18 protein-coding genes, 3 tRNA genes, 1 other RNA gene and 1 pseudogene are annotated in these 26583 nt (G+C 60.5%); 6 read left to right on the top strand and 17 right to left on the bottom strand.

The genetic code is table 11. The features are described 5' to 3' along the window. Window positions 1–97: 97 nt before the first annotated feature. The 8 genes from GSQ77_RS10915 to ffs form a co-directional block, all read right to left on the bottom strand. Complete coding sequence (locus tag GSQ77_RS10915) at window positions 98–922, bottom strand: ABC transporter permease (RefSeq protein ID WP_158901882.1); 825 nt, start codon at window positions 920–922, stop codon at window positions 98–100. A gap of 17 nt (window positions 923–939) precedes the next feature. Further along, the gene (locus GSQ77_RS10910) at window positions 940–1782 is read right to left on the bottom strand and encodes an ABC transporter ATP-binding protein (protein WP_158901880.1); all 843 of its coding nucleotides are present in this window, start codon (window positions 1780–1782) and stop codon (window positions 940–942) included. Between the two features lie 10 nt (window positions 1783–1792). Continuing rightward, complete coding sequence (locus GSQ77_RS10905; RefSeq protein ID WP_158901878.1) at window positions 1793–2836, bottom strand: ABC transporter substrate-binding protein; 1044 nt, start codon at window positions 2834–2836, stop codon at window positions 1793–1795. Between the two features lie 164 nt (window positions 2837–3000). Beyond that, the gene (locus GSQ77_RS10900) at window positions 3001–4206 is read right to left on the bottom strand and encodes a CaiB/BaiF CoA-transferase family protein (RefSeq protein WP_158901876.1); all 1206 of its coding nucleotides are present in this window, start codon (window positions 4204–4206) and stop codon (window positions 3001–3003) included. A 52-nt stretch (window positions 4207–4258) separates the two neighbouring features. Next, window positions 4259–4855: a recombination mediator RecR gene (recR, locus tag GSQ77_RS10895; protein WP_174246432.1), complete on the bottom strand. Its 597-nt coding sequence runs from the start codon at window positions 4853–4855 to the stop codon at window positions 4259–4261. Between the two features lie 16 nt (window positions 4856–4871). Beyond that, window positions 4872–5198 (bottom strand): YbaB/EbfC family nucleoid-associated protein, encoded by a 327-nt coding sequence (locus GSQ77_RS10890; RefSeq protein ID WP_158901872.1) that lies wholly within the window; start codon window positions 5196–5198, stop codon window positions 4872–4874. A 28-nt stretch (window positions 5199–5226) separates the two neighbouring features. Further along, a complete protein-coding gene (gene dnaX / locus GSQ77_RS10885) occupies window positions 5227–7779 on the bottom strand; it encodes a DNA polymerase III subunit gamma/tau (RefSeq protein ID WP_158901870.1) in 2553 nt (850 codons plus the stop codon). Between the two features lie 283 nt (window positions 7780–8062). After that, an RNA gene (ffs, locus tag GSQ77_RS10880) (signal recognition particle sRNA small type) lies at window positions 8063–8161 on the bottom strand. 311 nt (window positions 8162–8472) lie between these two features. Between ffs and trxA the strand changes: the two genes are divergently transcribed. The 5 genes from trxA to GSQ77_RS10855 all read left to right on the top strand — a co-directional run bounded on the left by trxA (window position 8473) and on the right by GSQ77_RS10855 (window position 14221). After that, window positions 8473–8799 carry a thioredoxin TrxA gene (trxA, locus tag GSQ77_RS10875; RefSeq protein ID WP_158901868.1) on the top strand — a complete coding sequence of 109 codons (327 nt, stop codon included), beginning with the start codon at window positions 8473–8475 and terminating at the stop codon, window positions 8797–8799. A 180-nt stretch (window positions 8800–8979) separates the two neighbouring features. After that, a complete protein-coding gene (gene rho / locus GSQ77_RS10870; protein ID WP_158901866.1) occupies window positions 8980–10242 on the top strand; it encodes a transcription termination factor Rho in 1263 nt (420 codons plus the stop codon). A 225-nt stretch (window positions 10243–10467) separates the two neighbouring features. Continuing rightward, on the top strand, window positions 10468–10743 hold the full coding sequence (locus GSQ77_RS10865; RefSeq protein WP_158901864.1) for a type B 50S ribosomal protein L31: 276 nt from the start codon (window positions 10468–10470) through the stop codon (window positions 10741–10743). Window positions 10744–11019: 276 nt separating this feature from the next. Then, window positions 11020–12747 carry a glycosyltransferase family 39 protein gene (locus GSQ77_RS10860; RefSeq protein WP_158901862.1) on the top strand — a complete coding sequence of 576 codons (1728 nt, stop codon included), beginning with the start codon at window positions 11020–11022 and terminating at the stop codon, window positions 12745–12747. Window positions 12748–12853: 106 nt separating this feature from the next. Continuing rightward, entirely contained in the window at window positions 12854–14221 is a 1368-nt protein-coding gene (locus tag GSQ77_RS10855) for an MATE family efflux transporter (protein WP_158901860.1), read from the top strand. 26 nt (window positions 14222–14247) lie between these two features. On the opposite strand, the gene GSQ77_RS10850 is transcribed toward GSQ77_RS10855, so the two are convergent. From GSQ77_RS10850 to gltX, 5 genes are all read right to left on the bottom strand, one after another. Further along, the gene (locus GSQ77_RS10850; protein WP_158901858.1) at window positions 14248–17553 is read right to left on the bottom strand and encodes an EAL domain-containing protein; all 3306 of its coding nucleotides are present in this window, start codon (window positions 17551–17553) and stop codon (window positions 14248–14250) included. A gap of 616 nt (window positions 17554–18169) precedes the next feature. Beyond that, window positions 18170–18246: transfer RNA gene (locus GSQ77_RS10845), tRNA-Asp, on the bottom strand. A gap of 74 nt (window positions 18247–18320) precedes the next feature. After that, window positions 18321–18396, bottom strand: a tRNA-Glu gene (locus GSQ77_RS10840). Between the two features lie 237 nt (window positions 18397–18633). Further along, a tRNA-Ala gene (locus GSQ77_RS10835) sits at window positions 18634–18709 on the bottom strand. Between the two features lie 125 nt (window positions 18710–18834). Then, window positions 18835–20238 carry a glutamate--tRNA ligase gene (gltX, locus tag GSQ77_RS10830; RefSeq protein ID WP_158901856.1) on the bottom strand — a complete coding sequence of 468 codons (1404 nt, stop codon included), beginning with the start codon at window positions 20236–20238 and terminating at the stop codon, window positions 18835–18837. Window positions 20239–20506: 268 nt separating this feature from the next. Between gltX and GSQ77_RS10825 the strand changes: the two genes are divergently transcribed. Then, entirely contained in the window at window positions 20507–21520 is a 1014-nt protein-coding gene (locus GSQ77_RS10825; RefSeq protein WP_254067553.1) for a patatin-like phospholipase family protein, read from the top strand. Window positions 21521–21649: 129 nt separating this feature from the next. Here the strand turns inward: GSQ77_RS10825 and GSQ77_RS10820 are convergent. The 4 genes and pseudogenes from GSQ77_RS10820 to GSQ77_RS10805 form a co-directional block, all read right to left on the bottom strand. Further along, window positions 21650–22135, bottom strand: a pseudogene (locus tag GSQ77_RS10820) (C40 family peptidase); the annotation flags it as partial. A 425-nt stretch (window positions 22136–22560) separates the two neighbouring features. After that, window positions 22561–24210, bottom strand: a complete 1650-nt coding sequence (locus GSQ77_RS10815; RefSeq protein WP_158902939.1) for an ABC transporter ATP-binding protein — start codon at window positions 24208–24210, stop codon at window positions 22561–22563. Between the two features lie 101 nt (window positions 24211–24311). Then, a complete protein-coding gene (locus GSQ77_RS10810; RefSeq protein WP_158901854.1) occupies window positions 24312–25457 on the bottom strand; it encodes an ABC transporter permease in 1146 nt (381 codons plus the stop codon). 1 nt (window position 25458) lies between these two features. Next, window positions 25459–26511: a microcin C ABC transporter permease YejB gene (locus GSQ77_RS10805; protein ID WP_158901852.1), complete on the bottom strand. Its 1053-nt coding sequence runs from the start codon at window positions 26509–26511 to the stop codon at window positions 25459–25461. Window positions 26512–26583: the final 72 nt, after the last annotated feature.

The raw sequence follows: 26583 nt of genomic DNA, 5'->3' as shown, positions 1-26583 counted from the left end.
TGCCGGGCATTACGTCGCGGATTGCGCGGTAGATTGCGCTGCGCAAGCGTGCTGCGCTTCACGCCGTGAAGCGGGCCGCGAAGCGCATGATCACCATTCAAAGCTTTTCCGTCTCGCTGGTACTCGGTTGCCACTTCATCAGGCGCGTTTCGACCAGCACCACGCACCAGTCGAGTATCAACGCGAACACCGTCAGCACAATGATCCCAGCGAATACCGTATTGACGTCCAGCGTGCCCTGCGCCTGCAGGATCAGATAGCCCACGCCACGGGCCGAGCCGAGATACTCGCCCACCACCGAGCCGACAAAAGCCAGTCCGACGGCGGTATGCAGGCTCGAAAACACCCAGCTCATCGCGCTGGGCAAGTACACATTGCGCAGCAATTGCTGGCGATTCGCGCCGAGCATGCGCACATTGGCCAGCACCACCGGGCTGACTTCCTTGACACCCTGATACACGTTGAAAAAGACGATAAAAAACACGAGCGTGATGCCCAACGCCACCTTGGAGCCGATGCCCAGCCCGAACCAAACCCCGAAGATCGGCGCAAGTATCACGCGCGGCATCGAATTGGCCGCCTTGATATAGGGATCGAGCAAAGCCGCCATCGTGGGCGAAAGCGCCAGCCACAGTCCCACACCAAGGCCGCCCAGGGTGCCTAGCACGAATGCCAGTACCGTCTCCAGCAGCGTGACGCCCAGGTGGATGTAGATCTCACCGCTGGCGAACCACTCCCAGATCCGTTGCAGCACCGCCAACGGCTCGCCGAAAAAGAAGGCGGCGCGATTCGGATCGTCGAAATAAAACGGCGGCATCAAGGTCGGGCTGGTCAGCACGTACCAGACGACGAAGATCAGCACCAGCAGCAACCATTGCCAAATCCGCAGATTGGAACGGTTCGGTTTGATTTTTTTCCACATGATTTCAATGCCGCGCCTTAAACCGCTTGCAACTGTTGGGCATAACCTTTGAGTACTTCGTCGCGCAACACACCCCAGATCTGGGCATGCAATTCAACAAAGCGCGGATGACTGCGAATTTCGGCGACATCGCGCGGTCGCGGCAGGTCGATCGTGAATTCGCCGATCGGGCGCGTGCCGGGCCCAGCCGCCAGAACCACCACGCGATCGGACAGCGAAATGGCTTCATCGAGATCGTGTGTGATGAACAGCACGGCCTTGCGCTTGGCCGCCCATAACGCGAGCAATTCGTTTTCCATCAACTGACGCGTTTGAATGTCGAGCGCCGAAAACGGCTCGTCCATCAAGATGATGTCGGGGTCGAGGATCAGCGTTTGCGCCATCGCCACGCGCTTGCGCATGCCGCCCGACAGTTGATGCGGATAACGGCCGCCGAAACCGCCCAGCCCGACTCGCTTGAGCCATTCGTCGCCGAGCAGGTTCGCATCGCGACGCGACATGCCGCGAAACAGCAGTCCGGCCGTCACGTTGTCGAGCGCCGAACGCCACGGCATCAGCGCCTCGGCCTGGAACATATAACCGGCCCGGGCATTCACGCCGCGCAGCGGCTCGCCGAACGAGCGCACCGTACCCGACGAGGGCTCCAGCAATCCCGCGGCGACATTGAGCAAGGTCGATTTGCCGCAACCGGTCGGCCCCACCACCGAGACGAATTCGCCGGGCTGCACGGTCAGGGTGGTGTCGCGCACCGCGACGTAATGGCTCGCGCCCCGCCCTTCCCCGCGCGAGGCAAATGAGCAGGTGACATTTTCCAGCGCAAGAGCAGGCAAACTCGCAGGCACGGCCTCGGGCAAAGTCATAGATTCCCGATCAGGCTTTCAGCGTTGCCAGCGATTTCTGGACGAAATCATTGGTCCACGTTTTGCTCGTGTCTATGGTCTTGCCCTGCAAGGTCTGATCGAAAGTCTGCAGTGTGCGCAGCGAAGTCGCCGCGCCGTCGGCCGCCATCAGGCCATTGGGCGAGATGGCTTGCTTGACGTGGTCCCACGCAGCCAGGTACAGCGATCGATCGCCAAGCAAATACGACTCCGGCACGGTGTCGATCAGCTCCTTGCCCGTGGCCGACTGCAGCCACAGCAGTGCACGCACCATGGCATTGCTGAGCGCCTGGGTGGTATTCGGATTTTTATTGATGAAAGCCTGCGAGGTGTACATGCAGCCGGCCGGCATATCGCCGCCGTAGACCGCCAGCGTCGCAGCCAGCGTGCGCGTATCGGACGCGATGATGATGTCGCCGGCCCGGTCCAACTTGGTGATGACCGGATCCAGATTACAGATCGCGTCGATCTGCCCGGACTCCAACGCAGCAATCGCGCCGGCGCCGGCGCCCACGCCCACGAACGACACTTCGTTCGCCTTCACGCCGGCTTTGGCCAGCACGAAGCTGGCCATGATCGAAGTCGACGAACCGGGCGCCGTGACGCCGATCTTCTTGCCACGCAGATCCGCAACCGATTTATAACCGGGCATGGTCTTCTTGGAAATGCCGAGAACAATCTGCGGCGCCCGCCCTTGCAACACGAATTCGCGGAAAGCCAGCCCTTTGGCTTGCAACAACAAGGTGTGCTCGAACGCGCCCGAGACCACGTCGGCACTACCGCCCACAGCAGCCTGCAGCGCCTGGGAGCCGCCGGCGAAGTCGGAAATCTCGACGTTCAGCCCTTCGTCTTTGAAGAAATTACGACGCTCGGCGATCGTCAGGGGCAGGTAATAAAAGAGGTTCTTGCCACCTACCGCAATCGACACCGTACTGCGCTCGAGCGCAGTCGCGCCGCGTGCCACGTTCAGATTCAATAGACCGGTACCCCCTAACGCAGTACTGGCCGCTGCGGCAATAAATTCCCGACGCTTCATGGTGCGTGTCTCCTCGTTGTTATCTTTATTGTTATTGATGCTGCTCGCTTCGACGAGCGATTAGATGTGACTAGCGCAAATACACGAACCCTCGGCAGGCGCGGGCTGCAGATACGCACCGGGCTACAAGCCGAGTTGATAGCCCAGCTACCAGCCCAGCTCAACTACACAATATGTTCCGCATGCAAGCGCGCAATCTCGTGGAGATCATACCCGAGCGTGCCCAGCACTTCATCCGTATGTTCCCCGAGTTCCGGGCCCAACCAGCGTGTGCCACCCGGCGTTTCAGAGAGCTTGGGCGTGACGCCGGGCAAGTCGATCGGTTGACCGCCAGGCAGAGAAAAGCGCTTGATCATGTCGCGCGCAATAAACTGCGGATCGACGAACATATCGGCCACGCTGAAGATGCGCCCGGCCGGCACGTCAGCTGCGTTGAGCACCGCCAGCGCATCGTCGAGCGTGCGCGGCGCGAGCCAGTTCGCAATCGCCTGGTCGATCTCCTCGGTACGCGGCACTCGCCCGTCGTTGTGTTCGAGTTGCGGATCGTTAGCCAGATCGGGGCGTTCAATCGCGAACATCAGGCGCTTGAAGATCGGATCGCTATTACCGCCGATCACGACGCTGCCGTCGCTGCATCGATAGGTGTTGGACGGCACGATGCCCGGCAACGAGGCGCCGGCGCGCTCGCGTACCATGCCGTACACGCCGTATTCAGGCACCACGCTCTCCATCATGTTGAAGACCGCCTCGTACAGCGCGACGTCGACCACTTGGCCGCGCCCGCCATTGACCTGTTTGTGGTGCAAGGCCATCAACGCACCGATCACGCCATGCAATGCGGCAATCGAATCGCCGATCGAGATGCCGATGCGCGGGGGCGGCAAATCGGGGTAGCCGGTAATGTGCCGCAGGCCGCCCATCGATTCGGCGATCGCGCCAAAGCCGGGCCGATCGCGATAGGGACCGGTCTGTCCATAGCCCGACAAACGCACCATGACCAGCCCCGGATTGTGCGCCGACAACTCGGCATAGCCCAAGCCGAGTTTTTCGAGCAGGCCAGGCCGAAAATTTTCGACCACGATGTCGGCCTGCGCAGCCAGTTTGAGCACAATGTCGCGCCCTTCGGCCGCTTTCAAATTGACGGTGACCGATTTTTTGTTGCGCGCCTGTACCGCCCACCACAACGAAGTGCCACCGACTTCCGGGTGCAACTTGCGCCATTTGCGTAGTGGGTCGCCGCCGCGCGGGTCTTCGATCTTGATAACGTCGGCGCCGAATTCGGCCATGAATCGCGAAGCGAACGGGCCCGCAATCAGGGTTCCCAGCTCCAGTACTTTGACGCCGGCCAAGGGTCCGGTGCGTGTCGGCATGAGAGATCTCTCGTAGAGGTTTCAGCGATTGGGGTTAGCGATGGATCTTGCGCTAGATCGTGCGCCGATCGAGCACTGCGCGCGCGATCGTGCCCGCGTCGACATATTCGAGTTCGCCGCCAACCGGCACGCCGCGCGCCAGGCGACTGACTTTCAGGCCACGGGCCTTGAGCGTCTGGCCCAGATAGTGCGCAGTCGCCTCGCCTTCGTTGGTGAAATTTGTCGCGAGCACGACTTCTTTGACGATACCGTCAGTGGCACGTTTGACCAGACGATCGAAATGGATCTCGCGCGGGCCGATTCCGTCCAGCGGACTCAGGCGCCCCATCAGCACGAAATAGAGACCGCGGTAGGTCATCGTCTGCTCGAGCATGATCTGGTCGGCCGGCGTTTCGACCACGCACAGCAAACTCGTGTCGCGCTCGGTGTCTTCGCATGTTTCGCAGACCTGCGCTTCGGTGAACGTATTGCACAGGTTGCAGTGGCGCAGCGAGCGCACGGCCGTGATCAGCGCCCCGCCCAGGCGCTGCGCACCGTCGCGATCGTGCTGCATGAGGTGATACGCCATGCGCTGGGCCGATTTCGGCCCGACACCGGGCAGCACGCGCAAGGCATCGACCAGCGCGGCCAGCGCGGAAGGCGGCTTGATAGGCACGGACGCCCGTTCAGAACGGCAGCTTGAAACCCGGCGGCAAAGGCAAGCCGCTGGTCATGCCACCCATTTTTTCCTGGGCGGTCGCTTCCGCTTTGCGCACGGCGTCGTTGAAAGCGGCCGCTACCAGATCTTCCAGCATATCCTTATCGTCGGCCAGCAAGCTCGGGTCGATGGTGACCCGGCGCACGTCGTTCTTGCAGGTCATGACGACCTTGACCAGCCCGGCGCCAGACTGCCCTTCGACCTCGATCAACGCGAGTTGATCCTGCATCTTTTTCATGTTCTCTTGCATCTGCTGAGCTTGCTTCATCAGCCCTGCGAGTTGACCTTTCATCATCGGTGACACTCCTTCCTATAAGTTCGTTTTACTGGATCGGCCGGATCGAGCCGCGCACAATGCTCGCATCGAAATCGCGAATCAAGGCCTGCACAAAAGTATCCTCTGCGATCACCTGCTCAGCTTCGCGCTGCCGCACGGCGCGCTCGGCGCCATCGACCAGCGCGGCGGACCAGGCCGCGACGCCCGGCATCACGTCGAGGCTGACCGGGCGACCCAGATGTTCGATCAAGGCCGCCTTGAGTTTGGCGATCTGGACGGCATCGGCCAGCGATGCGGCGACCCTGAGCTTCAAGGTCTGGCCGTCCAATCCCATCAGCTCGCTTTGATGCGCCAGTTGCTGGGCCAACCCTTTGAGCGGCAATAACGCGGCCAGCGCGGGCCAATATCCGGTAAAGCCCAGCGGCGTCAGATCGATCTGGGTCGCAGGCGCAGTCGCGGTTAGCGTCGCGGCGGGAAGCGCGGCCGCAGTTGCGGACCCCGCCGCTTCGGGCCTGCTGGCCGGGCGATTCGCGGGGCGATCGTTTGCTTGGCTCGACAGCGCAATCGCCGAGGCGCGGCGGCGCTCTCTCGCCATATCATCCGATGGATCTTGCGCGGGGCTTTCGAATGCACCGCTCAATGCCGCGGCAGAAGCCGCGCCCGTACCGTTTGCCTTATTGAAGGCACTCGTTACGCCACTCGCCTCAAACGGCTCGAAAGCGTCGGCCCCTGAGGCCGCGCCGTCGGGATAAAAATCGTCAGGCGGCAGATCGTCCCATGGCGCAACGGTCGAGCCGCCATCGACAAATGCATAGGCTGCGGCGTCGGATGCTGGCTCGGCCTGAACGGCTCGATAAGGTGTGGCGGGCTGCCGAACTTCAGACTGCCGAACTTCTGGTTCCCGAACTTCAGGCTGGCGCACCGGCGCCGGTGGCGGACCGGGCGGCCTGAGCGGCATTGCCCGCGCCGCGGATGCCGCCGCTGCGGGATCGCGCTTGGGTGCCGGCGTTTCGGTGCGTTGGCGTTCGGGCGCAACCCGCAGTCCGGCTCGCGTTGAATTACGCAGCGCATCGAGTGCGGCGCGTGCTGGATTAGGGGCTGTCGATACTGGGACCGGATTTGCGGTGACGGTTGCGGCACGGCTTACGACGTCAGCTGACGGACTACCCGAGGGGCTGGCGACGGGACTCGTTATGGGGTTCGCTACGGGACTCGTTGCGGTAACGCTCGCGTCGAGCGGTGCCACGGCGGCCACGTCTAAAACAGGAGCAGCTGCGGGTGCGATAACAGGAGCGACCGCAGGCGCAATGCCAGGCCGTTCCATCGAGTCGGCAGCCGCGCTTGCGTCACGACTGGCCATCGATGCCGCCGCTGACCGCGCCACCTGAGCGGGTAGGCGCGATACGCCGGCCACGGCTGACGCCGTGCCGACATCGGCCGGCGCCGCTTGCAAACGGCTGCGCGCGAGCGGCGCCGGATTCGCCGGCGCGCTACCCGCCGGTCCATCCGCTGCGGCCGCAGGCTGAAACGCCAGCATGCGCAGCAAGCTCATCGTGAAGCCCGCATATTCGTCAGGCGCTACACCGAGTTCGCTACGACCTATCGTTGCGATCTGATAGTAAAGCTGAATATCCTGTGGCGCGAGTAGCGCGGCAAAACGCCGTATTTCGGCCGCTTCGGGCCATTCATCCAGCACCGACGCCGGCGCGTGCTGCGCCCAGGCGACTCGATGCAGCAAGCTGGCCAAATCCTGCAGCGCCACCGAGAACGACAAGCTGCGCGCCGCCATCTCGTCGGCAATCGCCAACACCGTGACGCCGTCGGCCGCGGCCACCGCATCGAGCAGACGGATCAGATAACTCTGATCGAGTGCACCCAGCATGCCGCGTATCGCCTCTTCGCTGACCACGCCGGCCGCATAGGCGATCGCCTGATCGGTGAGCGACAACGCGTCGCGCATGCTGCCGTCAGCGGCCCGCGCAAGCAGGCGCAGCGCCTGGGTCTCGAAACCGATTTGCTCGTCGGTCAGGATTTTTTCCAGATGCGTCACGATATGCGTCGCGGGCATCTGCTTTAGATTGAATTGCAAACAGCGCGAGAGCACGGTGACCGGGATTTTTTGCGGGTCGGTGGTCGCGAGGATGAACTTCACGTGCGCCGGCGGCTCTTCAAGCGTCTTGAGCATCGCATTGAAGGCGTGATTGGTCAGCATGTGCACTTCGTCGATCATATAGACCTTGAAGCGCGCATCGACCGGCGCATAGACCGCACGTTCAAGCAATGCCGCCATTTCATCGACGCCGCGATTGGACGCGGCATCCATTTCGACGTAGTCGATAAAACGGCCTTCGTCGATCTCGCGACACGCCTTGCACACCCCGCACGGCGTCGCCGTGATACCCGTTTCGCAATTAAGCGCCTTGGCCAGGATGCGCGACAGTGTGGTTTTGCCCACGCCGCGCGTGCCGGTAAACAGATAGGCGTGATGCAGCCGCTGCTGCTCCAGTGCGTGAGTCAATGCACGCACCACGTGTTCCTGCCCGACCAGAGAGGCGAAATCTCTAGGGCGCCATTTGCGAGCGAGTACTTGATAGGTCATTGCAAAATTGTATCAGTAACGCCGGCTCGCACGACAGGATGTGAGCACGAAGCGATGCGGCGCGAGCCATACAGGCAGTGGTGTCATCGAAGATGCTGCGTAATAAGCCACCCGAAGCCACCCGAAGCCACCGCGCACCACCCGCTCACACGACACGGGATTTTGCGCGCGGCAAATCGATGGTCGCAGGGAAATGCTAACCCCGGCTAACGGTCACAGCAAATAGGGAAACGCAGAAAAATCCGAGACTTTCTGAACAAAACGAGGTCGAACAAAAGCGGGGGGTGACGAGCCCGACCCTCGGCACTGGCAGATAACGACTGTGGCTGCTTCGTTCCCGACCTGACCAGATTGGCCGCGCCACCATGCGAGGAGGCCCGTCACGAAGCATTCTACCACCGCTGCGCCCGCGAGGCACGTCCGCACCGCAGCTTTTTACGTTGCACGTGCGTGCGCACGATGCGCGCCAAAGGAGAACCCTGTGAAGTCGTCTCCGGCAAGGTCCTGTAATTTGGGCTAAGATGACAGCCGATTGAAAACAACGTATGGACGGCAGCCGGCCGGTAAGCAATGTAGTCGCTCTGACCGGACCCGCCCTGCCGCTACGAGATTGAATCAGGCTATTTTTTTGCATCGTAACGGATAATCTTCTTACGCCGTCGGCTCCAACCACGGTAACGAGGTATTTTTATAATGAGTGAACAAATCAAACATATCAGCGACGCATCCTTCGAACAGGACGTCGTCAAGGCCGACAAACCGGTGCTGCTGGATTTTTGGGCAGAATGGTGCGGTCCGTGCAAGATGATTGCCCCTATCCTGGAAGAAGTCGCAAAGGACTACGGCGATCGCCTGCAAATCGCCAAGCTCAATGTCGATGAAAACCAGTCGACGCCGGTAAAATTCGGCGTGCGCGGTATTCCGACGCTGATCCTGTTCAAGAACGGCGCCGTGGCCGCGCAGAAGGTCGGCGCGCTGTCCAAGTCGCAATTGACGGCATTTCTGGACAGCCATCTCTAAATCTGTCATGATGTGGATTGTTGCGTCATCGCAACAATCCACGCTTGCTCCCGCCTACCGGCACTAGCAAGCAAATCGAGCTGTGTTACAGTTCGAAAAAAAGCGAAACCGCATAAATCCTCTGAGCGTCCGCTCGCCCTCTCCATTTCGTAGTAACTCTCTCCCCGGCGGGATTCCTGTATGCATTTATCCGAGCTTAAGTCTCAGCACGTCTCCGCATTGATCGAGATGGCCAATGGTCTCGACATCGAGAACGCGAACCGCCTGCGCAAGCAGGAACTCATGTTCGCCATTCTGAAAAAACGCGCCAAAACCGGCGAAACCATTTTCGGAGACGGCACGCTCGAAGTACTCCCCGACGGTTTCGGGTTCCTGCGTTCGCCAGAAACATCGTATCTGGCCAGCACCGACGACATCTACATCAGCCCTTCGCAGATCCGTCGTTTCAATTTGCACACGGGCGACACCATCGAAGGTGAAGTCCGCACCCCGAAAGACGGCGAACGCTACTTCGCGCTGGTCAAGGTGGACAAGGTCAACGGTGAAGCGCCGGAAGCCTCGAAACACAAGATCATGTTCGAGAACTTGACGCCGCTGCACCCGAACAAACCGCTCGCGCTCGAACGCGATTCGCGCGGCGAAGAGAACATCACCGGGCGCGTCATCGACATGATTGCGCCGATCGGCAAAGGCCAGCGCGGCTTGCTGGTGGCCTCGCCCAAATCGGGCAAGACCGTGATGCTGCAACACATTGCGCACGCGATCAAAACCAATCACCCCGACGTCACCCTCTTCGTGCTGCTGATCGACGAGCGCCCTGAAGAAGTGACCGAAATGCAGCGCTCCGTGGTCGGCGAAGTGATTGCCTCGACCTTCGACGAACCGGCTTCGCGTCACGTCCAGGTCGCCGAAATGGTGATCGAAAAGGCCAAACGGCTGGTCGAAATGAAACACGACGTCGTGATCCTGCTGGATTCGATCACCCGTCTCGCACGCGCCTACAACACGGTGGTGCCCGCATCCGGCAAGGTGCTCACCGGCGGTGTCGACGCCAATGCGCTGCAACGCCCGAAACGCTTTTTCGGCGCGGCACGTAATATCGAAGAAGGCGGCTCGCTCACCATTATCGGCACCGCACTGATCGAAACCGGCAGCCGCATGGACGATGTGATCTACGAAGAATTCAAGGGCACCGGCAACATGGAAGTGCACTTGGAGCGCCGCCTGGCTGAAAAGCGCGTTTATCCGTCGATCAACCTGAATAAATCGGGCACGCGCCGCGAAGAGTTGCTGATCAAGCCGGAAATCCTGCAAAAAGTGTGGATCCTGCGTAAGTTCATTCACGAAATGGATGAAATCGAAGCGATGGAATTCCTGCTCGACAAGGTCAAGCAGACCAAGAGCAACGCGGAGTTCTTCGATTTGATGCGTCGCGGCGGCTAATGTGGAACCGTCGCCGCGGTTGATATGGAACCGTCGCCGCGGTTGATGTCGAACCGTCGCGCCGGTTAAGCTTGAACCCAAAATAACCCGCCAAGTGCCCGATTTCATGGCATAATTTCGGGCTTGATGCAGGTTTAAATATTCAAGGCAAGTGGCTCGCGCCAGGTCGTGCCGGTGAACTCCGGCCACCGCGGGCTGGCTACCCAACGTTACCAAGGAAGAAGCATGAAAGAAGGCATCCACCCGAATTACCGCGAAGTGCTGTTTATCGATGTGTCGAACGACTTCAAATTCGTGACCCGCTCGACCATCCAGACCCGCGAAACCGCTGAATTCAACGGCAAACAATATCCGCTGGCGAAAATTGAAGTTTCGTCGGAATCGCACCCGTTCTATACCGGTCAGCAAAAGATCATGGATACGGCAGGCCGCATCGAGAAGTTCCGCCAGAAATTTGGCAAGCGCGCCGACGGCAAGGTTGCCGCCAAGGACGCATCGTAAGTTGCCGGCATCAGCAACTGGCTGCATAAGCGGGTTGCATGAGCCAGTTGCATAAGTTACAGCAGGCGGTTGCGGTTGAATATTCAGCCGCGCAAAAAAGGCAGCTCCGGCTGCCTTTTTTATTGGGCCGCTGTGGCGTTGTGGCGTAGCCTCTGCAAAAGTACAACAATCTGCCCAGTCGAGCGTGACCCGGCTAAAATGCCGGATCCCGGCGGTACAAGCCCGCTTTCTGTCTGTCTTTGTTTTCAGCTGACTAGCTGAGTTCTTGCGAAATCAATGCGTCCTGCCGTCCGCCTATCCGCCTCCGCTACACGCGCCCTGCCGCGCTGGGCTCTGCTCGCGATCTGCGTGATCTACGCCGGCTCGGGCCTATTTGGGCGCGATCCCTGGAAAAACGAGGACGCGGCCGGCTTCGGCGTGATGTGGACGATGGTGCAAGGCGGCTCGCACGACTGGCTGTTGCCCAATCTGATCGGCAAAGCCAGCACGGCGGCAGGGCCGCTGATGTATTGGCTCGGCGCCATCGCCATCCGCACGCTCGATGGCTGGATTGCGCCCAGCGACGCATCGCGCATCGCCACCGGCATCCTATTCACCCTCACCTGCGCATTCGTCTGGTACGGTACCTACCTGCTGGGCCGACGCCCCGAGATCCAGCCGTTCAAGTACGTGTTCGGCGGTGAACCCGAACCGCGCGATTACGGACGCACGCTCGCGGACGGCGCCGTACTGATCCTGCTCGCGAGTTTCGGGCTCGCCGAACGCGGGCATGAGACTACGCCGGAAGTGGCACAACTGGCCTGCGTGGCGATGCTGGTGTATGGCCTGATCCGCTGTATCGACAAGCCGGTCCAGGGCGCGCTGTGGTGGGGAAGCGCGCTGGGTCTAGTGACGCTATCCGCCGATCCAGTCATGCTGCTCACGCTGCTCGCAGCCGTTTGCATCGTTGCCGCAATCTGTAAGGAATTGCAGGCCAGCCGCACTTTGCCGATCGGCATCGCGCTGGCATTGGCTATCTCGCTCGTGTGGCCGCTCACCGCGCTGCGGCTGCTGCCGGACGAAGCGCCGGCCTTCCTGAAGAGCTGGGCGTTCGGCAATTTCAACAACCTCGGCGCGCCACCCACCGCGGTGTTTTTCTACGCCCTGAAAAACCTGCCGCTCTTCACATGGCCTGCATGGCCACTGGCGATCTGGTCGTGGTACAGCTGGCCTGGATTGCGGCGTGCGCCCCACGTTGCGATTCCTTTAACAGTCGTGAGCGTGCTGCTGGTGCTGGTGGTCATGCAGAGCCATCAAAGCAATTTGCTGTTCATATTGCTGCTGCCGCCGCTGGCCGTGCTCGCCAGCTTCGGTTTGCCCACTCTGAAGCGCGGCGCGATCAACGCGTTCGACTGGTTTGCCGTGCTGAGCTTTACCATACTCGGCGGGTTCGTATGGCTGGTCTGGATTGCCGGGCTGAGCGGTTTTCCCCACCCCATTGCGCGCAACCTCGAGCGTCTCGTGCCGGGATTCAAGCCTGAATTCAGCGCATCGGAATTGCTCGCGGCGCTGCTGATCACGCTGTGCTGGTTCCTGTTGGTGCAGTGGCGGTTGTCGCGCCATCCGAAAGTGTTATGGCGCAGCGTGGTGCTGTCCAGCGCGGGCACCACCTTGATGTGGGTATTGTTGATGACGCTGTGGCTGCCGCTGATCAACTACGGCCGCACCTACCGCGACGTCGCAACACAGATCGCCACACGCCTGCCCGCCGACTACACTTGCATCACGCCGATTCGCCTCGGCGACGCCCAGCTCGCATCGTTCGCCTATTTCGGCAATATGCGCTTTGCGTTTGGCGACGGCGATTGCGACGTGATCCTCAGACAAGACAACAGCGATTTTGACCCGCCCGTTGCCGCGCCCAAGTTTTCCTGGCGGCTCGCGTGGGAAGGTCGCCGGCCGGCTGACCGCGACGAGCGTTTCCGCTTGTATATCCGTGAGCGTGCCAAGGATAAACGCTCGTAGGCCTAGCCGCCGAACCCGCTGGTGAGCCGCTGGTGAGCCGCTGGTGAGCGTATGCATTTTCGCCCCGCGGGTGCTTTTTGCGCCGCCACTTCAACCCTGATCGCTCATGCAAGACCTGCGTCGCATCGTCGTCCTGGCGTGGCCGATACTGATCGGCCAGCTCGCCATCATCGCCTTCGGGGTGATCGATACCGCTATGGTCGGCCGTTTTTCCTCGCTCGACCTTGCAGCGCTGGGGCTCGGCTCCTCGATCTATATCTCGATCTACATTGCGCTCACCGGCATCCTGGTCGCGCTGCAACCGATCGTCGGCCATTTTTTCGGCGCACATCGCCCAGCTGAGATCGGCGAAGCCGTACGACAGGCCGCGTGGCTGGCACTCGGGCTGGCCGTGATCGGTTCGGTGCTGCTGGCTTTTCCCGCTCCCTTGCTCAACATCTCGCACGCCGAACCGCATTTGACCGAGCGCACCATGGCCTATTTGCGCCTGCTCGCGCTTGGCCTGCCCGCCAGTCTGATTTTCAGGATTTATAACTCGCTGTCCAACGCCATCGCGCGGCCGCGTTACGTGATGGCAATCCAGGTGGTTGCCCTCGCCCTGAAAATTCCCGCTAACGCCTGGTTCATTTTCGGCGGCTGGGGCGTGCCGGCGCTTGGCGGTGTGGGCTGCGCGCTGGCGACCACGCTGATCAACTGGTGTACTTGCATCATTGCGATCGCATTGATGCTGCGCCACCCGGTGTATCGGCCATTCGGCATCTTCAAACGATTCAGCCGCCCCATCTGGGCGCGCCAGGCCGAACTGCTCAAACTGGGCGTGCCGATGGGCCTGTCCTATTTGATCGAAGTGACGGCCTACACCTTCATGGCCTTGTTTATCGCGCGCTTCGGCACCACTCAGCTCGCGGCCCATCAGATCGCCAGCAATCTCGGCGCCGTGCTCTACATGACGCCGCTGTCGATCGGTATCGCGACCTCTACGCTGGTCGCGCAACACCTGGGCGCTCAGCAACGCGCCGAGGCGCGCGCTGTTTCACGACATGGCATCGCGCTCGCCGGCGTTGTGGCCATTCTTTATGGCACGACCGTGATCGCCACGCGCGGCTGGATCATCTCGGCCTACACGCCCAACCCGGCGGTGGCTGCAGCCGCCCTACCGCTGTTGCTGCTGGTGGGCTTCTATCACTTCTGGGATGCGCTGCAAATCTCCACCGCGTTCGTATTGCGCGCTTACAAGATTGCGGTGGTACCCACGCTGATTTACGCCGTCGCGCTATGGGGCGTGGGCCTGGGCGGCGGCTATTGGTTCGGCTTCAACGTTGCAGGAAATATGACGGCAGCGCTCACCGGAGCGCGCGGTTTCTGGTTCGCCAATATGTTGAGCGTGGCCGCGGCTGCGCTGATGTTGCTGGCGTTTTGGTATGCGCAATTCGGCGGTTCGCGTGAGCGTTCGGCTAGGGCGCCCACGCGCTAGCCGCGGCTAGCCCATGCCACGCCGATCTATGCCTGCACCTTCATCCGCGGCGGCGACGACGACGCCGTAAGCCAAGCGCCCAGCTCGGCGGCCGGCAGCGGCTTGGCGAAAAAGAAGCCCTGGAACTCGTCGCACCCGGCCGCGCGTAACAGCCGGGCCTCCAGTTCAGTCTCCACACCTTCGGCCACCACCCTGAGCCCCAAAGTGTGGCCCAGCCCAATGATCGCTTTGGCAATCGCAAAGTCCGTCGAGCCTTCAACCATATCGTGCACAAACGAGCGATCGATTTTCAGTCGATCCAAGGCAAACCGGCTCAGGTAATTCAAGCTGGAATAGCCGGTGCCGAAATCGTCGATCGATAGCCGCACGCCCAGCTCCCGGATCGCCGAGAGCATCAACAAATTGGCTTCGACGCTTTCCATCAGGGTCGTTTCGGTAATCTCCAGTTCCAGCCGGCCAGCCTTGATGGCATGCCGCGCCAAGCTGTCGCGCAGGCACTGCAGCAAGCCTGAATGCTTGAGCTGGACCGCCGACAAATTGATCGAAACCTGCACTTCGCCGTAGCCTTGCGCTCGCCACGCGGCCATCTGCGCGCACGCCTGCTCGATCACCCACGCGCCGATCGGCACGATCAGCCCGGTTTCTTCGGCAATCGGAATAAACTGCATCGGCGAGATCGCACCCAACTCCGGATGATTCCAGCGCAACAAGCCCTCGAAGCCGGCCAGCCTACCGTCTTGGGCCTCGACATAAGGCTGGTACACGAGCTTCAACTCGCCGAGCTCGATCGCGTGGCGCAGACTCGACTCCAGATGCAAACGCATGCGCGAACGTTGCGTCATCTCGGCCGAGAAAAACCGTGCAACATTGCGACCGTTCGCTTTGGCCTCGTACATTGCCGCATCGGCGTGCTGCATCAAAGCGTCGATATCGACGCCATCGTCCGGGAACACGGCGATACCGATGCTGCAAGACACATGTATTTCAGCGCCGTTGACTTCATGCGGCTGGCGTATCAGGGGGATCAGACGGTCTTCGACGATATGGCTGATCTCCTCGACGCCGCTCACGCCATTGAGCAGGATGATAAATTCATCGCCGCCAAGCCGGCTCACCGTATCGCCGGCGCGCACCGACTGCAGCAAGCGGCCCGCTACCGAGCGCAGCAGGCCATCGCCGATATGATGGCCGAGCGAATCGTTGACATTTTTAAAGCGGTCGAGATCGATGAACAACACCGCGACCTGTTGCTTGCTACGCCGCGCTTGTTGCAAGGCGAGCCGCAGCCGCTCGGTGCACAAGGCGCGATTGGGCAGCTCGGTGAGTACATCGTGCTGCGCCAGGAATTCGATGCGCGCTTCGCTACGCTTGCGGTCGCTGATGTCGATCGAGGTCAGGATGAAATACGAAACGTGGTCGTTCTTTTCCCGCACGGCGCTGACCATCAACCAGGCCGGATAGGTTTCGCCATTGCGCTTGCGGATTTTCGCCTCGCCTTGCCAGGCGCCGCGCCGCGCCACGATTAACGCCAGCTCGGTGAGTGCATGGCCGGGCGCGCCAGCCGGAGTTTGCATCACGTCATCGCTGGGCGAACTCTGCGGCAGACCCTGCAGGAATGCCGGATATTCGCCAATCACGCCTTGGCTGTCGTAACCGGTGCCTCGATAAAACGCCTGATTGACGGTGAGCACGCGCAGCTCGCTGTCGATAATCAGTATGCCCTCCGACGACGCTTCGAACACCTTCGCCCACAACTCCAGCCGCTGTTCCATTAACTTGAGGTGATTGATCCGTGCGAACGCGGTGAGCACCGCATCTTGCCCCTGAAATTGCAGACGCCGAGCCGACAACACGGCCCAGGCCGGTTCTGCGCCCCCCTTCCAGCGCACCTCGAATTCGTCCACTGCGCCACGGTCGGAGAGCTGCTGGAAAAAGCGCGCCCGCACCGACGAATCGAGGCCCTTCGCCCACGGATCCACCTGGATGCCGTTCAGCCATTCGAGTGCCGGTTGATTGGCATGCAGCACTTCGTGGCCAGGGATGGCCGTGACCACCATCGGCACAGGCGTTGCCTCGACCAATGCCTGTTGTGCTTCGGACGCGCGCGCCGTCGCCGCCAGCTCCTTTTGCGTTTCGCGCTCGCGGTCGAGCTGTTCCAGCATGCCGTTAAACCCGAGCACCAGCCGGCCGATTTCGTCCTGACTGTTCCAGTAGGCACGCAGGCTGTGGTCGCCGGTGCGCCGCACCGTGTCCATCACGCGCGATAAATGCCGCAGCGGCTGGGCGATCTGTCGCGCGACGAAATACACCATCAACAAAATGCAGCACAACAACGTGAGCGCCGTACCCAGATGCAACCACATCCGCAAGAAGAACTCGTGGATGCGAGCGCGCAGCAAGACATCGAGTTGCTGTGCGGACGCGTCCCAGGCACCGCGTATCGTGCCGATCAAGGCGCGCTGCGCCACGTCGACCTGGGCCAGCGCGGCGGGGTTCGAGCCGTTCTCGACCAAATTGCGCGCAGTCCGTCGATATAGGTCGGCAGCAGTCAACATGGTGTTCAGCGACGGCTCGAGTTCCGTGCGCATGCTCGGGTGGGCCGCAATCGCTTCGCCGTAGTCGGAACTGAGGCCTTTAAGCGTCGAGTCCAGTTGCCCTTCCAGAATCAGATAGCGCGTGCGCGCTTCGTTGGACTCGACCCGCCCGGCCGGCACCCGCGTATGGACACGCACGCCGATGTTGTTGATGGTTTCGAGCAGGTCCGGATAGCGCAGCACCAACAGCGACATGGTGTAGTAGCTATCGAGATCGGGATCGAGAATCAGGTTCGACTGATTGCCTACGCGCGTGATCAGGTCGTGCGCGCTTGAAATCGTCGCGCTCGTATTGGCGGGCGTCAAGCCACCTGATTGAGTCAGGTGCGCGAAGCTCTGTATCAATTGCGCACTGGCCACGGCGCTTTGCATGTCGCCGCCGTATTTGCGTTGTGTCTCGGCTAGCGCCTGGGGATACCGCGCCAGTTGCGCAGCGGGCTGCGCGCCGGCCACTGCACTCGCGACTGCACCCGCGGTTGCATTACCGGTTGCATTACCGGTTGCATCGCCGGCGGCGGCCCCAACTGCTGCCAGCGCCACGTCACAAAACGCATCGCGCACTGTCGCAATATAGTGATTACCGGTGATTTCCTTTTGGGCGAAATCAATCGCAATATATTTTTCTTGGATCAAGATACCGCTGATGTAGATCACAGCGGTCAAATCGAGCAAATAAATCAGGAGAAGTTTTCTTCCTACCCGCAAACGGGCAAGCAAACGAATAAAGGGGTTCTGCATCCCGATTCCCGACTGGCGCGTTCGCATCTCACGCGGGGTTCAGCAACAGTCACCGTGCGTGCGGCGTCTATACGTTGCAAATGATTCGAGTATAGAGAGAAAAAAATAATTGCAGACTATCGCGTGATGGTATTTACCGATTGCGCCTGCTTCGACAAGCGTAAATGCAACAGCGCGCCGGCAAAGTCTGCGCGAACGCGAGTTTACTTATGGAAAAACGGCACGTCTGAAAACCGTTTTAAAGGTCAACCAGCATTAGGGCTTTAATTCGGCCGGGTAAGTTATTGGTCGGGTCGGCTGCGCGAGTGGGGTTTCAGCGGCGGCAACGACACACCGCTATCGAACCGCCATGGACAGGAATAGTTCGAGATGTACTGAGCCCCCCTAGCGATGGACGCTGGCGAACTACCGTGCAACGATCGGCGCACGCCGTTTCACTATTCCGCACGCCCCGTCGATATAATAAGCATTACTATCCATTTTAATAATTCGTCTCGTCGGCCGATTCGGCTTGACCGGAAAATAAAAAAACCAACACCTGAGATACCAAAGCAAAAAGCCCGCTAGAAGCGGGCTTTTGAACTAGAGCTGCATTGCGTGCGGCCCTGGACAACATTGGCGGAGTGGACGGGACTCGAACCCGCGACCCCCGGCGTGACAGGCCGGTATTCTAACCAACTGAACTACCACTCCAAACTACCGAACCTGTGTCGAACTATATTCTGCTCGACATGACGTCATTTTCGAATCAATGGCGCCAGGCTTTTTGGCGTCCCCAAGGGGATTCGAACCCCTGTACTCACCGTGAAAGGGTGATGTCCTAGGCCTCTAGACGATGGGGACAAAACTGGTTGCGTTTTGTCTTGCTACGCTTTTAAAACTCAATAATCTTCGCTTCGTATCGGCTACTGAACTGCTTTTGTTTCACCGCGAAAGACCAAGATTATAACGACTTTGTTTTACCTTGTGAAGCCTTATTTTATGCGGCACTCAGTACTAACGGCGCCAGCACAAATCGTCAAGCTCACATCACATCTTTACTGCATTTTTCCTCTGTACCCGACTACCCAAAAAGGTCGTTGGTGGAGGTAAGCGGGATCGAACCGCTGACCTCTTGCATGCCATGCAAGCGCTCTCCCAGCTGAGCTATACCCCCGACAGAGACCGAAATAATATAGGCGATTACGTGCTTTGTAAATACCTTTGTCACTCTTGATTGCAGCAGGCCCATGAAAAATTTCGTCCTGCTGCGCGTCACGTAAATTTGCCGCCGATTACAGCCTAGTACGTACGATCGAGGCGCCCAAGCACGGTCTCGCGACCGAACAACTCGAGCACCGCATCGATGGCCGGGGTTTGGGTTTGGCCGGCCACCAACAAACGCACCGGCATCGCCAATTGCGGCATCTTCAGTTTGTGTTGTGCGAGCGTAGCTTTGAACGCTGCGCTGATTGCCTCACGGCGCCATTCAGGCAGCGCTTGCAGGGCCGCGCGCAAATCGACCAGCCCTGCACGCACGGAGTCGCTCAACATCGCCGCCAACGCCGCCTCATCGAGCTGCGGTAGCTCGCGATAAAACAGCATCGCGTTCTCGGCAATCTCACGCAGGGTATGCGCTCGATCCTTGAGCAGCGCAATCACATCGGCCAATGTCGGGCCATGAGCCGCGTCGAAACCGAGCTCGACCAGCATCGGCCCGACCAGTTGCGCAAGCCGCACGTTGTCCGCTTCCTTGATGTAGTGATTGTTCAACCACTTCAGCTTGTCTGCATCGTATTGAGCCGGCGACTTGCCCAGGTGTTCGAGATCGAACCACTCGACGAACTGCTCGCGACTGAAGATCTCTGCATCGCCGTGCGCCCAGCCCAGTCGAGCCAGATAATTCAACACTGCTTCGGGCAAATAACCCGCGTCGCGATAACCGATCACGCTCATGGCGCCATTGCGCTTCGACATCTTCTCGCCGGACTCATTCAACACGGTCGGCAAATGTGCATACACCGGCGGGGTTTTACCCAGCGCCCGCAGGATATTGATCTGGCGCGGCGTGTTGTTGACGTGGTCATCACCGCGGATCACATGGGTGATCTCCATGTCGACATCGTCCACGACGACACAGAAGTTATAGGTCGGCGTGCCGTCCGGACGAGCGATGACCAGATCATCGAGCTCGTCGTTGGCGATTTCGATCGGACCTTTGACCGCATCGTCCCAAGCCACCACACCATCGAGCGGGTTCTTGAAGCGGATCACGGGCTCGACGCCAGCCGGAATAGCGGGCAAGGTCTTGCCCTCTTCCGGGCGCCAGCGGCCGTCGTAACGCGGCTTCTCGCCGCGCAGGCGCTGCGCCTCACGCAACACGTCGAGCTCTTCGGTCGAGGTGTAGCAGTGATAGGCGAGCCCCGCGTCCAGCATCTGCTGCAGGACTGCGCGATAACGATCCATGCGCTGCATCTGGTAGAACGGCCCCTCGTCGATATCCAGGCCCAGCCATTCCATGCCTTGCAGGATCGCCTGCACGGACTCTTCGTTGGAACGCTCCAGGTCGGTGTCTTCGATACGCAGCACGAACACACCGTGATTCTTGCGGGCAAAAGCCCACGGGTAGAGTGCCGAGCGGATGTTGCCGAGGTGGATAAAACCGGTCGGGCTAGGGGCGAAACGAGTACGGACAGTGGTAGTCATTGCACTTGGAAGAGGGACGCGCGGCCGAAGCGCGGGAACGGAAACCAGCGGAAAACCAACGAAATAGCGCTACCGCTCGTATTGCATCGCGGCCCTGCGCGGTTCGCTGGATCAGGTTCAGGCGAGGCTTGAATTATAGCAGCGGCGCGAGCCAGGCCACGCGGCTCGCCGCAAGAGCGTTCGCGAAGGCGCGCCCGCGACGTCACGCGTCTTATAATGCTGCCGCATGCCCCTTATGCCGAATGCCCTTGAATCTGGAGCCGCTTTTTTGAAATTTATTTCGTTTAACCGAATTGGCCAAATGCTGGCGATCACGCTAGGCACCGTCGCGCTGCTTGCTTGTACTTCGACGCCGCCCCGCCAAGCCGGTAGTGCCGCAGTCGGCGTGGACACCCACCCCAGCGCAAACACAGGCGCGAGCAAGGCTGGCGCGCCGGGCGCCCCCACCCAAGAGGCCTTGGCCGGAGCAGGTTCCACCAAGCCTCCACGCCATCTGCGCGTGGCGCTGGTGCTCGGCGGCGGCGCTGCGCGCGGCTTTGCCCACATCGGCGTCATCAAATCGCTGGAAGCCCATGGCATCGTTCCCGACATGGTGGTCGGCACCAGCGCCGGCGCTGTGGTGGCATCGCTTTATGCGTCCGGCATGACTGGCTTGCAAATCAATCGCCTGGCGCTGCAGATGGATGAATCGGCGCTGAGCGACTGGGCCATGCCGCTGCGCTCGCGCGGTTTTCTGAAGGGAGTCGCGCTGCAGGATTACCTGGACACCACCCTGCACCATCGTTCGATTGAAAAAATGCAGATCCCGCTGGGCATCGTCGCGACCGACCTGCAGACCGGCCAACCCATTTTGTTCCAACGAGGCGACACCGGCATCGCGGCGCGCGCGTCATCCAGCGTCCCGTCGGTGTTCGAGCCGGTCATGATCAACGGCCACGAGTACGTGGACGGCGGCTTGGTCAGCCCCGTGCCCGCCGCCTTTGCTCACAAGATGGGCGCGGACTTCGTGATTGCGGTCGACATCTCGGCGCGCCCGGAGTCGCAGGCCACGCAAAGTTCGTTCGACATCCTTTTGCAGACGTTCACCATCATGGGCCAGACGATCAAAAGCTATGAGCTCGACAAATACGCCGACGTGGTGATCCGCCCCGATCTTGCGGCCATGAGTGGCAGCGATTTCAACGGCCGTAACACAGCGATCCTGGCAGGCGAGGAGGCAACCGAGAAGATCATGCCCGACCTGACCCGCAAGCTCGCTGCAGCGCGCGAGCGCGCGCAGTAGAAAAGAAAAACCTCCGGTGGCTTACGCCCAACGGAGGTTTTTCTCAGGGATGCAGCGTCCGCAATGCAGAGGCTTAGAGACGCACGCTTAGATGCAGCGACTCAGATATAGCAGCGCAAATACAGCAGTTTAATTCGCGTTCGCTTCTTTACCCGTGGCGAGCAGATCGTGCATCCGCGCCTTCATCTCAGCCTGTTCTGCCGGCGTGTACGAAATATTCATGCGCCGCGCGCCGGTATAGCGCTTTTCCCAGTAACCGGTATCCATCTCGTCCACGCGGATGGTGCTGCCGGTCGAGGGCGAATGGACGAACTTGTTGTCGCCGATATAAATCCCGACGTGCGAGAAGCTACGACGCATCGTGTTGAAAAACACCAGATCGCCGGGCTTCAGATCGTTGGCGGAGATTTTCTCGCCAACCCGGCTCATTTCCTCGGCGCGGCGCGGCAAATTCATGCCCAGCGTGTCCTGGAAAACGTAGCGCACGAAACCGCTGCAATCGAGACCGGAGTCGGGCGTGTCGCCGCCCCAGCTGTAGCGAACGCCGATCATATTCAGCGCGCCAACCACGACTTCACCGGTTTTGCTTGCCACGCCGTTCAGGAACTGACGAGCGCTGCTCGGTTTAGGCTCGGCTGCTGCTGCCGCCACCGTTACGGCAGCGGGTGCCGGCGGTTGACCGGGCTTGCCTGCAAGCAAGCGTGCTTCGCGGATAATTTGCTCTGCGTCTTTGAGATCGCCGGCACTGCTCGCCGTGGTCGGATCGGTATCGATCCCCGGAACGGCGGTCACTGCGGCACTGAGAACTGGAGTTTCGGACGCGGAAGCCGCTGCTACGGCAGGAGCCGAAGCGGCTATCAGTGCGGAGAATAGGCATCCCGCAATGACATGAGCACGCGTTGAATTAAGGATATTTCGATGCATTGGCCTATAAATTTCGCTGAAGCTGACACTGGTTGTGCATGAAAAGTTCTCGCGATAGTAGACAAAATGCAATTTGTTGTCAAAAGTTATAAATAAAAACAATCAACCGCGAAAACTCATTGATGGAACAACGACGCCTTGATCAACTGACGCGTGTACGGATGGCTCGGTGTTGCCAGCACCACCTCGGTCGCGCCCTGCTCCACGATGTGTCCGTCCTGCATGACCACCACGCGATGCGCCATTGCTCGAATCACGTCCAAATCGTGACTGATAAATAAATAAGCCAAATTAAATTTTTGCTGGAGCTGGGCCAATAGCTTGAGCACCTGCAACTGGATCGAGACGTCGAGCGCACTGGTCGGCTCGTCCAGCACCATGATCTGCGGCTCCAACACCAACGCTCGCGCGATCGCGATGCGCTGCCGCTGACCGCCTGAAAATTCATGGGGATAGCGTTGCAGGATGGTGCGATCGAGGCCGACCTCGCGCAGCACGGCGATCACCTTGTCACGCAATACCGTCGCATCGAGCTCCGGATGATGCAGGGCCAGACCCTCGCCGACGATACGTTCGATCGTATGGCGCGGCGACAACGAACTGTACGGGTCCTGAAACACCGCTTGCAGATTGGCGCGCACGCGTCGTGCATCCCGCCCTCGGTAATGCGTGAGCGGACGGCCGTGGAATTCGACGCGGCCCTCGACGGCCCGCTGCAAACCCAGCAGTGCCATCGCCAGCGAGGACTTGCCGCTGCCCGACTCGCCGACCACACCCACGGTTTCGCCTTGGCGCACCGACAGGCTTGCTGCGCTGACCGCGTCGAAACGCGCGCTGCGAAACAAGCCGGCCAAGCCAGGCCGGCGCATCGGATAGCTCACCGTCACCGCATGCGCCTGCAGCAACACCGGCGCAATCGGCAACACCGGCAGCAGATCGCGCTGCGGCTGCGCATTGAGCAACTTCAATGTGTACGGATGCTGCGGTGCCGTGAATATCGTCTCGACCGGACCACTTTCGACCAAGCGCCCGCGCTCCATCACCGCCACCTTGTGCGCAAAGCGCCGCACCAGGTTAAGGTCGTGCGTGATCAGCAGCACGCCCATGCCACGCTCATTGGCCGCTTCTTGTTGCAGCTCGAGCAGCAGGTCGATGATCTGTGCGCGTATGGTCACGTCCAGCGCGGTGGTTGGCTCGTCGGCCAGCAGCAAACGAGGCCGGCAAGCCAGCGCCATGGCGATCATGGCACGCTGGCGCTGACCGCCCGAAAGCTGGTGCGGCAGGCTGTCGACGCGCCGGCCAGGCTCCGCTATGCCGGTGCGGTCCAGCAGTTCGATCGCGCGCCGACGTGCGGGGCCGGCATCGAGCGCCTCATGCAACATCAGTGTTTCGACAATCTGATTGCCCACCGAATACAGCGGGTTGAATGCCGACGTCGGCTCCTGGAAAATCATCGCGATGTCGGCGCCGCGCAACCCGCGCATGGCGCGTTCGCTCTTGCTCAACAGGTCCTCGCCGCCCAGCCGGATCGCGCCGCTCACGCGAGCCTGCTCCAGCAAGCGCAAGATCGCCAGTGCCGTGACGCTCTTGCCGCTGCCGGATTCACCGACCAAGGCCATGCGCTCACCGCGGTCCAGCGTGAAGCTGATCCGATCGACCACCGTATGCTCTGCGAATTGAACCGACAGGTCTTCCACGCTGAGCAGTGCCGCGCCGGCGGCCGTGCTATTGGTTGATTTGGCGCCGGCGCCTCGGCTTGCGCTCATGTTCGTGCTAGTGCTCATGGCCATGCCCGTGCCTGCGCTCGTGCCTGCGGCTCCATTCGCGCTGACGTTCACACCACCATTCAAATCCAACGAAGACTGCGTCACGCCGGTCCCCCATCGCGCAGCGACTCATCCGCAGTAGGCGGGAGCGCAGCCGACAACCCGGCCACCGGCAACACGCTGCCACCGTGATCGGCCACGCGCGTATCCATCGCGTTGCGCAAGGCATCCCCCATAAACGTCAGCAACAGCAGTGTCGCGACCAAGATGCCGAAGGTCGGCAATGAAATCCACCACGCATCCAGATTGGCTTTCCCCTGGGCCAGCAATTCGCCCAGACTAGGTGTCGAAGGCGGCACGCCCAGTCCAAGAAAATCGAGGCTGGTCAAGGCCAGGATCGCCGCACTCATGCGAAACGGCAGGAAGGTAATCACAGGCGTCAAACTATTGGGCAGCACATGGCGCCAGATGATTTGCCAACTCGACAAACCCATCGCGCGTGCCGCCTTGACGTAATCCTGGCTGCGATTGCGCAGGAACTCGGCACGCACGTAATCGGCCAGACCCAGCCAGCCGAACAGCGACAACAAGATCACCAGCAGCAGCAAGCTGGGCTGGAAAATCGAGGCAAAGATAATCAGTAAATAGAGTTCTGGCAGCGCGCCCCAGATCTCGATGAGCCGCTGCGCGGTCAGATCGAGGCGGCCCCCGAAATATCCCTGGAGCGCGCCCGCGATGATACCCAATACCGTGCCGATCGCCGTAAGCACCAATGCGAACGTCACGGAAACCAGGAAACCATACAGCAAGCGCGCGAACACATCACGGCCCCGGTCGTCGGTGCCGAGCCAGTTTTCGCGCGAGGGCGCCGCCGGGTTCGGTGCGCTGGCGAAGTAATTGAGCGTGTCGTAGCTGTAGTGATTGGGCGGATACAGTGCGAAATCGCCCGGCCCCTGAAAACGATCCTTGATGAACGGATCGAGGTAATCGGCAGGCGTGGGGAAATCGCCGCCGAAGGTCAGTTCCGGATAAGTCTTCACTAGCGGGAAATACCAGGTGTGCTGATAACGCACCACCAGTGGCCGGTCGTTGGACCACAAAGGCGCAGCCGCACTGAGCACGAACAGGCCGAGAAAAATCAGCAGGCTCCAGTAACCGAGGCGCTGCCGTCGAAAGCGCGCCCAGATACGCTGGCGCGGGGTTGGCGAAACCAGCACGCGCGGGGTCGATGATATGGCCTGGCTCATGCTAGTGGTTCCGCCCGCCGAACTGGATGCGGGGATCGACCCACACATAGCAGAGATCGGAGATCAGCCGTGCGGCCAGCCCCAACAGCGTAAATAGATACAGCGTACCGAGCACGACCGGATAATCGCGCCGTATCACCGATTCGTAGGACAGCAAGCCCAGGCCGTCGAGCGAGAACAAGGTTTCGATCAGTAGGCTGCCGGTGAAGAACGCGCCGATAAACGCGGCCGGAAAGCCTGTCACTAGTGGCAGCACGGCGTTTCTGAACACATGCTTCCACAGCACACGGCGCTCGGGCAAACCTTTTGCGCGAGCGGTCAACACGTACTGTTTGCGTATCTCGTCGAGAAACGCGTTCTTGGTCAGCATGGTGATCACCGCGAAGCTGCCGACCACCGACACAAACACGGGCAAGGTGATGTGCCAGAGATAATCGGTAATGCGCGCGCCCATGCTGAGCTGCGACCAGTTGTCCGAGGTCAGGCCGCGTAGCGGAAACACCTGCCAGAAACTGCCGCCGCCAAACAGCACCAGCAAGAGCACGCCCAGCACGAAGCCGGGTATCGCATAGCCGATCAACACGATGAAACTGGTCACCACGTCGAACGACGACCCGTTGCGCACCGCTTTCCATATGCCCAGCGGCACTGAAATCAAATAAGTGAGCAGGAAGGTCCACACGCCGATACTGATCGAGACCGGCAGTTTCGACACGATCAGCGACCATACGCTCTGGTGATGAAAGTAGCTCTGGCCCAGGTCGAAACGCATGAAGCGGCTAAGCATCAAAAAGTAGCGTTGCACCGGCGGCTTGTCGAAGCCATACAGCACCTTCAGTTGTTCGATCTGCTGCGCGTCCACGCCGCCGCGCGCTCGATAAACCGAGCCGCCGCCGCCCGCGGCCTCCCCGCCTGGCGCGCCTTTGCGCATGTCGTGCACAGCCTGCTCCACCGGGCCACCGGGCACGAACTGAATGACCACGAAGGTCAGCGTCAGCGCACCGATCAGCGTCGGAATCATCAACAAGATACGTTTAAGCAGGTAAATCCACATCGTGCGTTGTCACTAGATAGTGTTGCAGTGCCACGCTCGCGCGCAGTACAGGGGCTGAACTACGGGAGCCGA

The sequence above is a fragment of the Burkholderia sp. L27(2015) genome, from assembly GCF_009765705.1.
GTDB lineage: Bacteria > Pseudomonadota > Gammaproteobacteria > Burkholderiales > Burkholderiaceae > LMUX01.
The sequence above is the reverse complement of the archived record's forward strand: the minus strand, read 5'-3'. Positions and strand labels throughout refer to the sequence as shown.

Coding starts and splice junctions, on each gene's coding strand:
- GSQ77_RS10915 (WP_158901882.1), bottom strand. CDS start 922: ATGTGGAAAAAAATCAAACCGAACCGTTCCAATCTGCGGATTTGGCAA.
- GSQ77_RS10910 (WP_158901880.1), bottom strand. CDS start 1,782: ATGACTTTGCCCGAGGCCGTGCCTGCGAGTTTGCCTGCTCTTGCGCTG.
- GSQ77_RS10905 (WP_158901878.1), bottom strand. CDS start 2,836: ATGAAGCGTCGGGAATTTATTGCCGCAGCGGCCAGTACTGCGTTAGGG.
- GSQ77_RS10900 (WP_158901876.1), bottom strand. CDS start 4,206: ATGCCGACACGCACCGGACCCTTGGCCGGCGTCAAAGTACTGGAGCTG.
- GSQ77_RS10890 (WP_158901872.1), bottom strand. CDS start 5,198: ATGATGAAAGGTCAACTCGCAGGGCTGATGAAGCAAGCTCAGCAGATG.
- dnaX (WP_158901870.1), bottom strand. CDS start 7,779: ATGACCTATCAAGTACTCGCTCGCAAATGGCGCCCTAGAGATTTCGCC.
- trxA (WP_158901868.1), top strand. CDS start 8,473: ATGAGTGAACAAATCAAACATATCAGCGACGCATCCTTCGAACAGGAC.
- rho (WP_158901866.1), top strand. CDS start 8,980: ATGCATTTATCCGAGCTTAAGTCTCAGCACGTCTCCGCATTGATCGAG.
- GSQ77_RS10865 (WP_158901864.1), top strand. CDS start 10,468: ATGAAAGAAGGCATCCACCCGAATTACCGCGAAGTGCTGTTTATCGAT.
- GSQ77_RS10860 (WP_158901862.1), top strand. CDS start 11,020: ATGCGTCCTGCCGTCCGCCTATCCGCCTCCGCTACACGCGCCCTGCCG.
- GSQ77_RS10855 (WP_158901860.1), top strand. CDS start 12,854: ATGCAAGACCTGCGTCGCATCGTCGTCCTGGCGTGGCCGATACTGATC.
- GSQ77_RS10850 (WP_158901858.1), bottom strand. CDS start 17,553: ATGCAGAACCCCTTTATTCGTTTGCTTGCCCGTTTGCGGGTAGGAAGA.
- gltX (WP_158901856.1), bottom strand. CDS start 20,238: ATGACTACCACTGTCCGTACTCGTTTCGCCCCTAGCCCGACCGGTTTT.
- GSQ77_RS10815 (WP_158902939.1), bottom strand. CDS start 24,210: ATGAGCGCAAGCCGAGGCGCCGGCGCCAAATCAACCAATAGCACGGCC.
- GSQ77_RS10810 (WP_158901854.1), bottom strand. CDS start 25,457: ATGAGCCAGGCCATATCATCGACCCCGCGCGTGCTGGTTTCGCCAACC.
- GSQ77_RS10805 (WP_158901852.1), bottom strand. CDS start 26,511: ATGTGGATTTACCTGCTTAAACGTATCTTGTTGATGATTCCGACGCTG.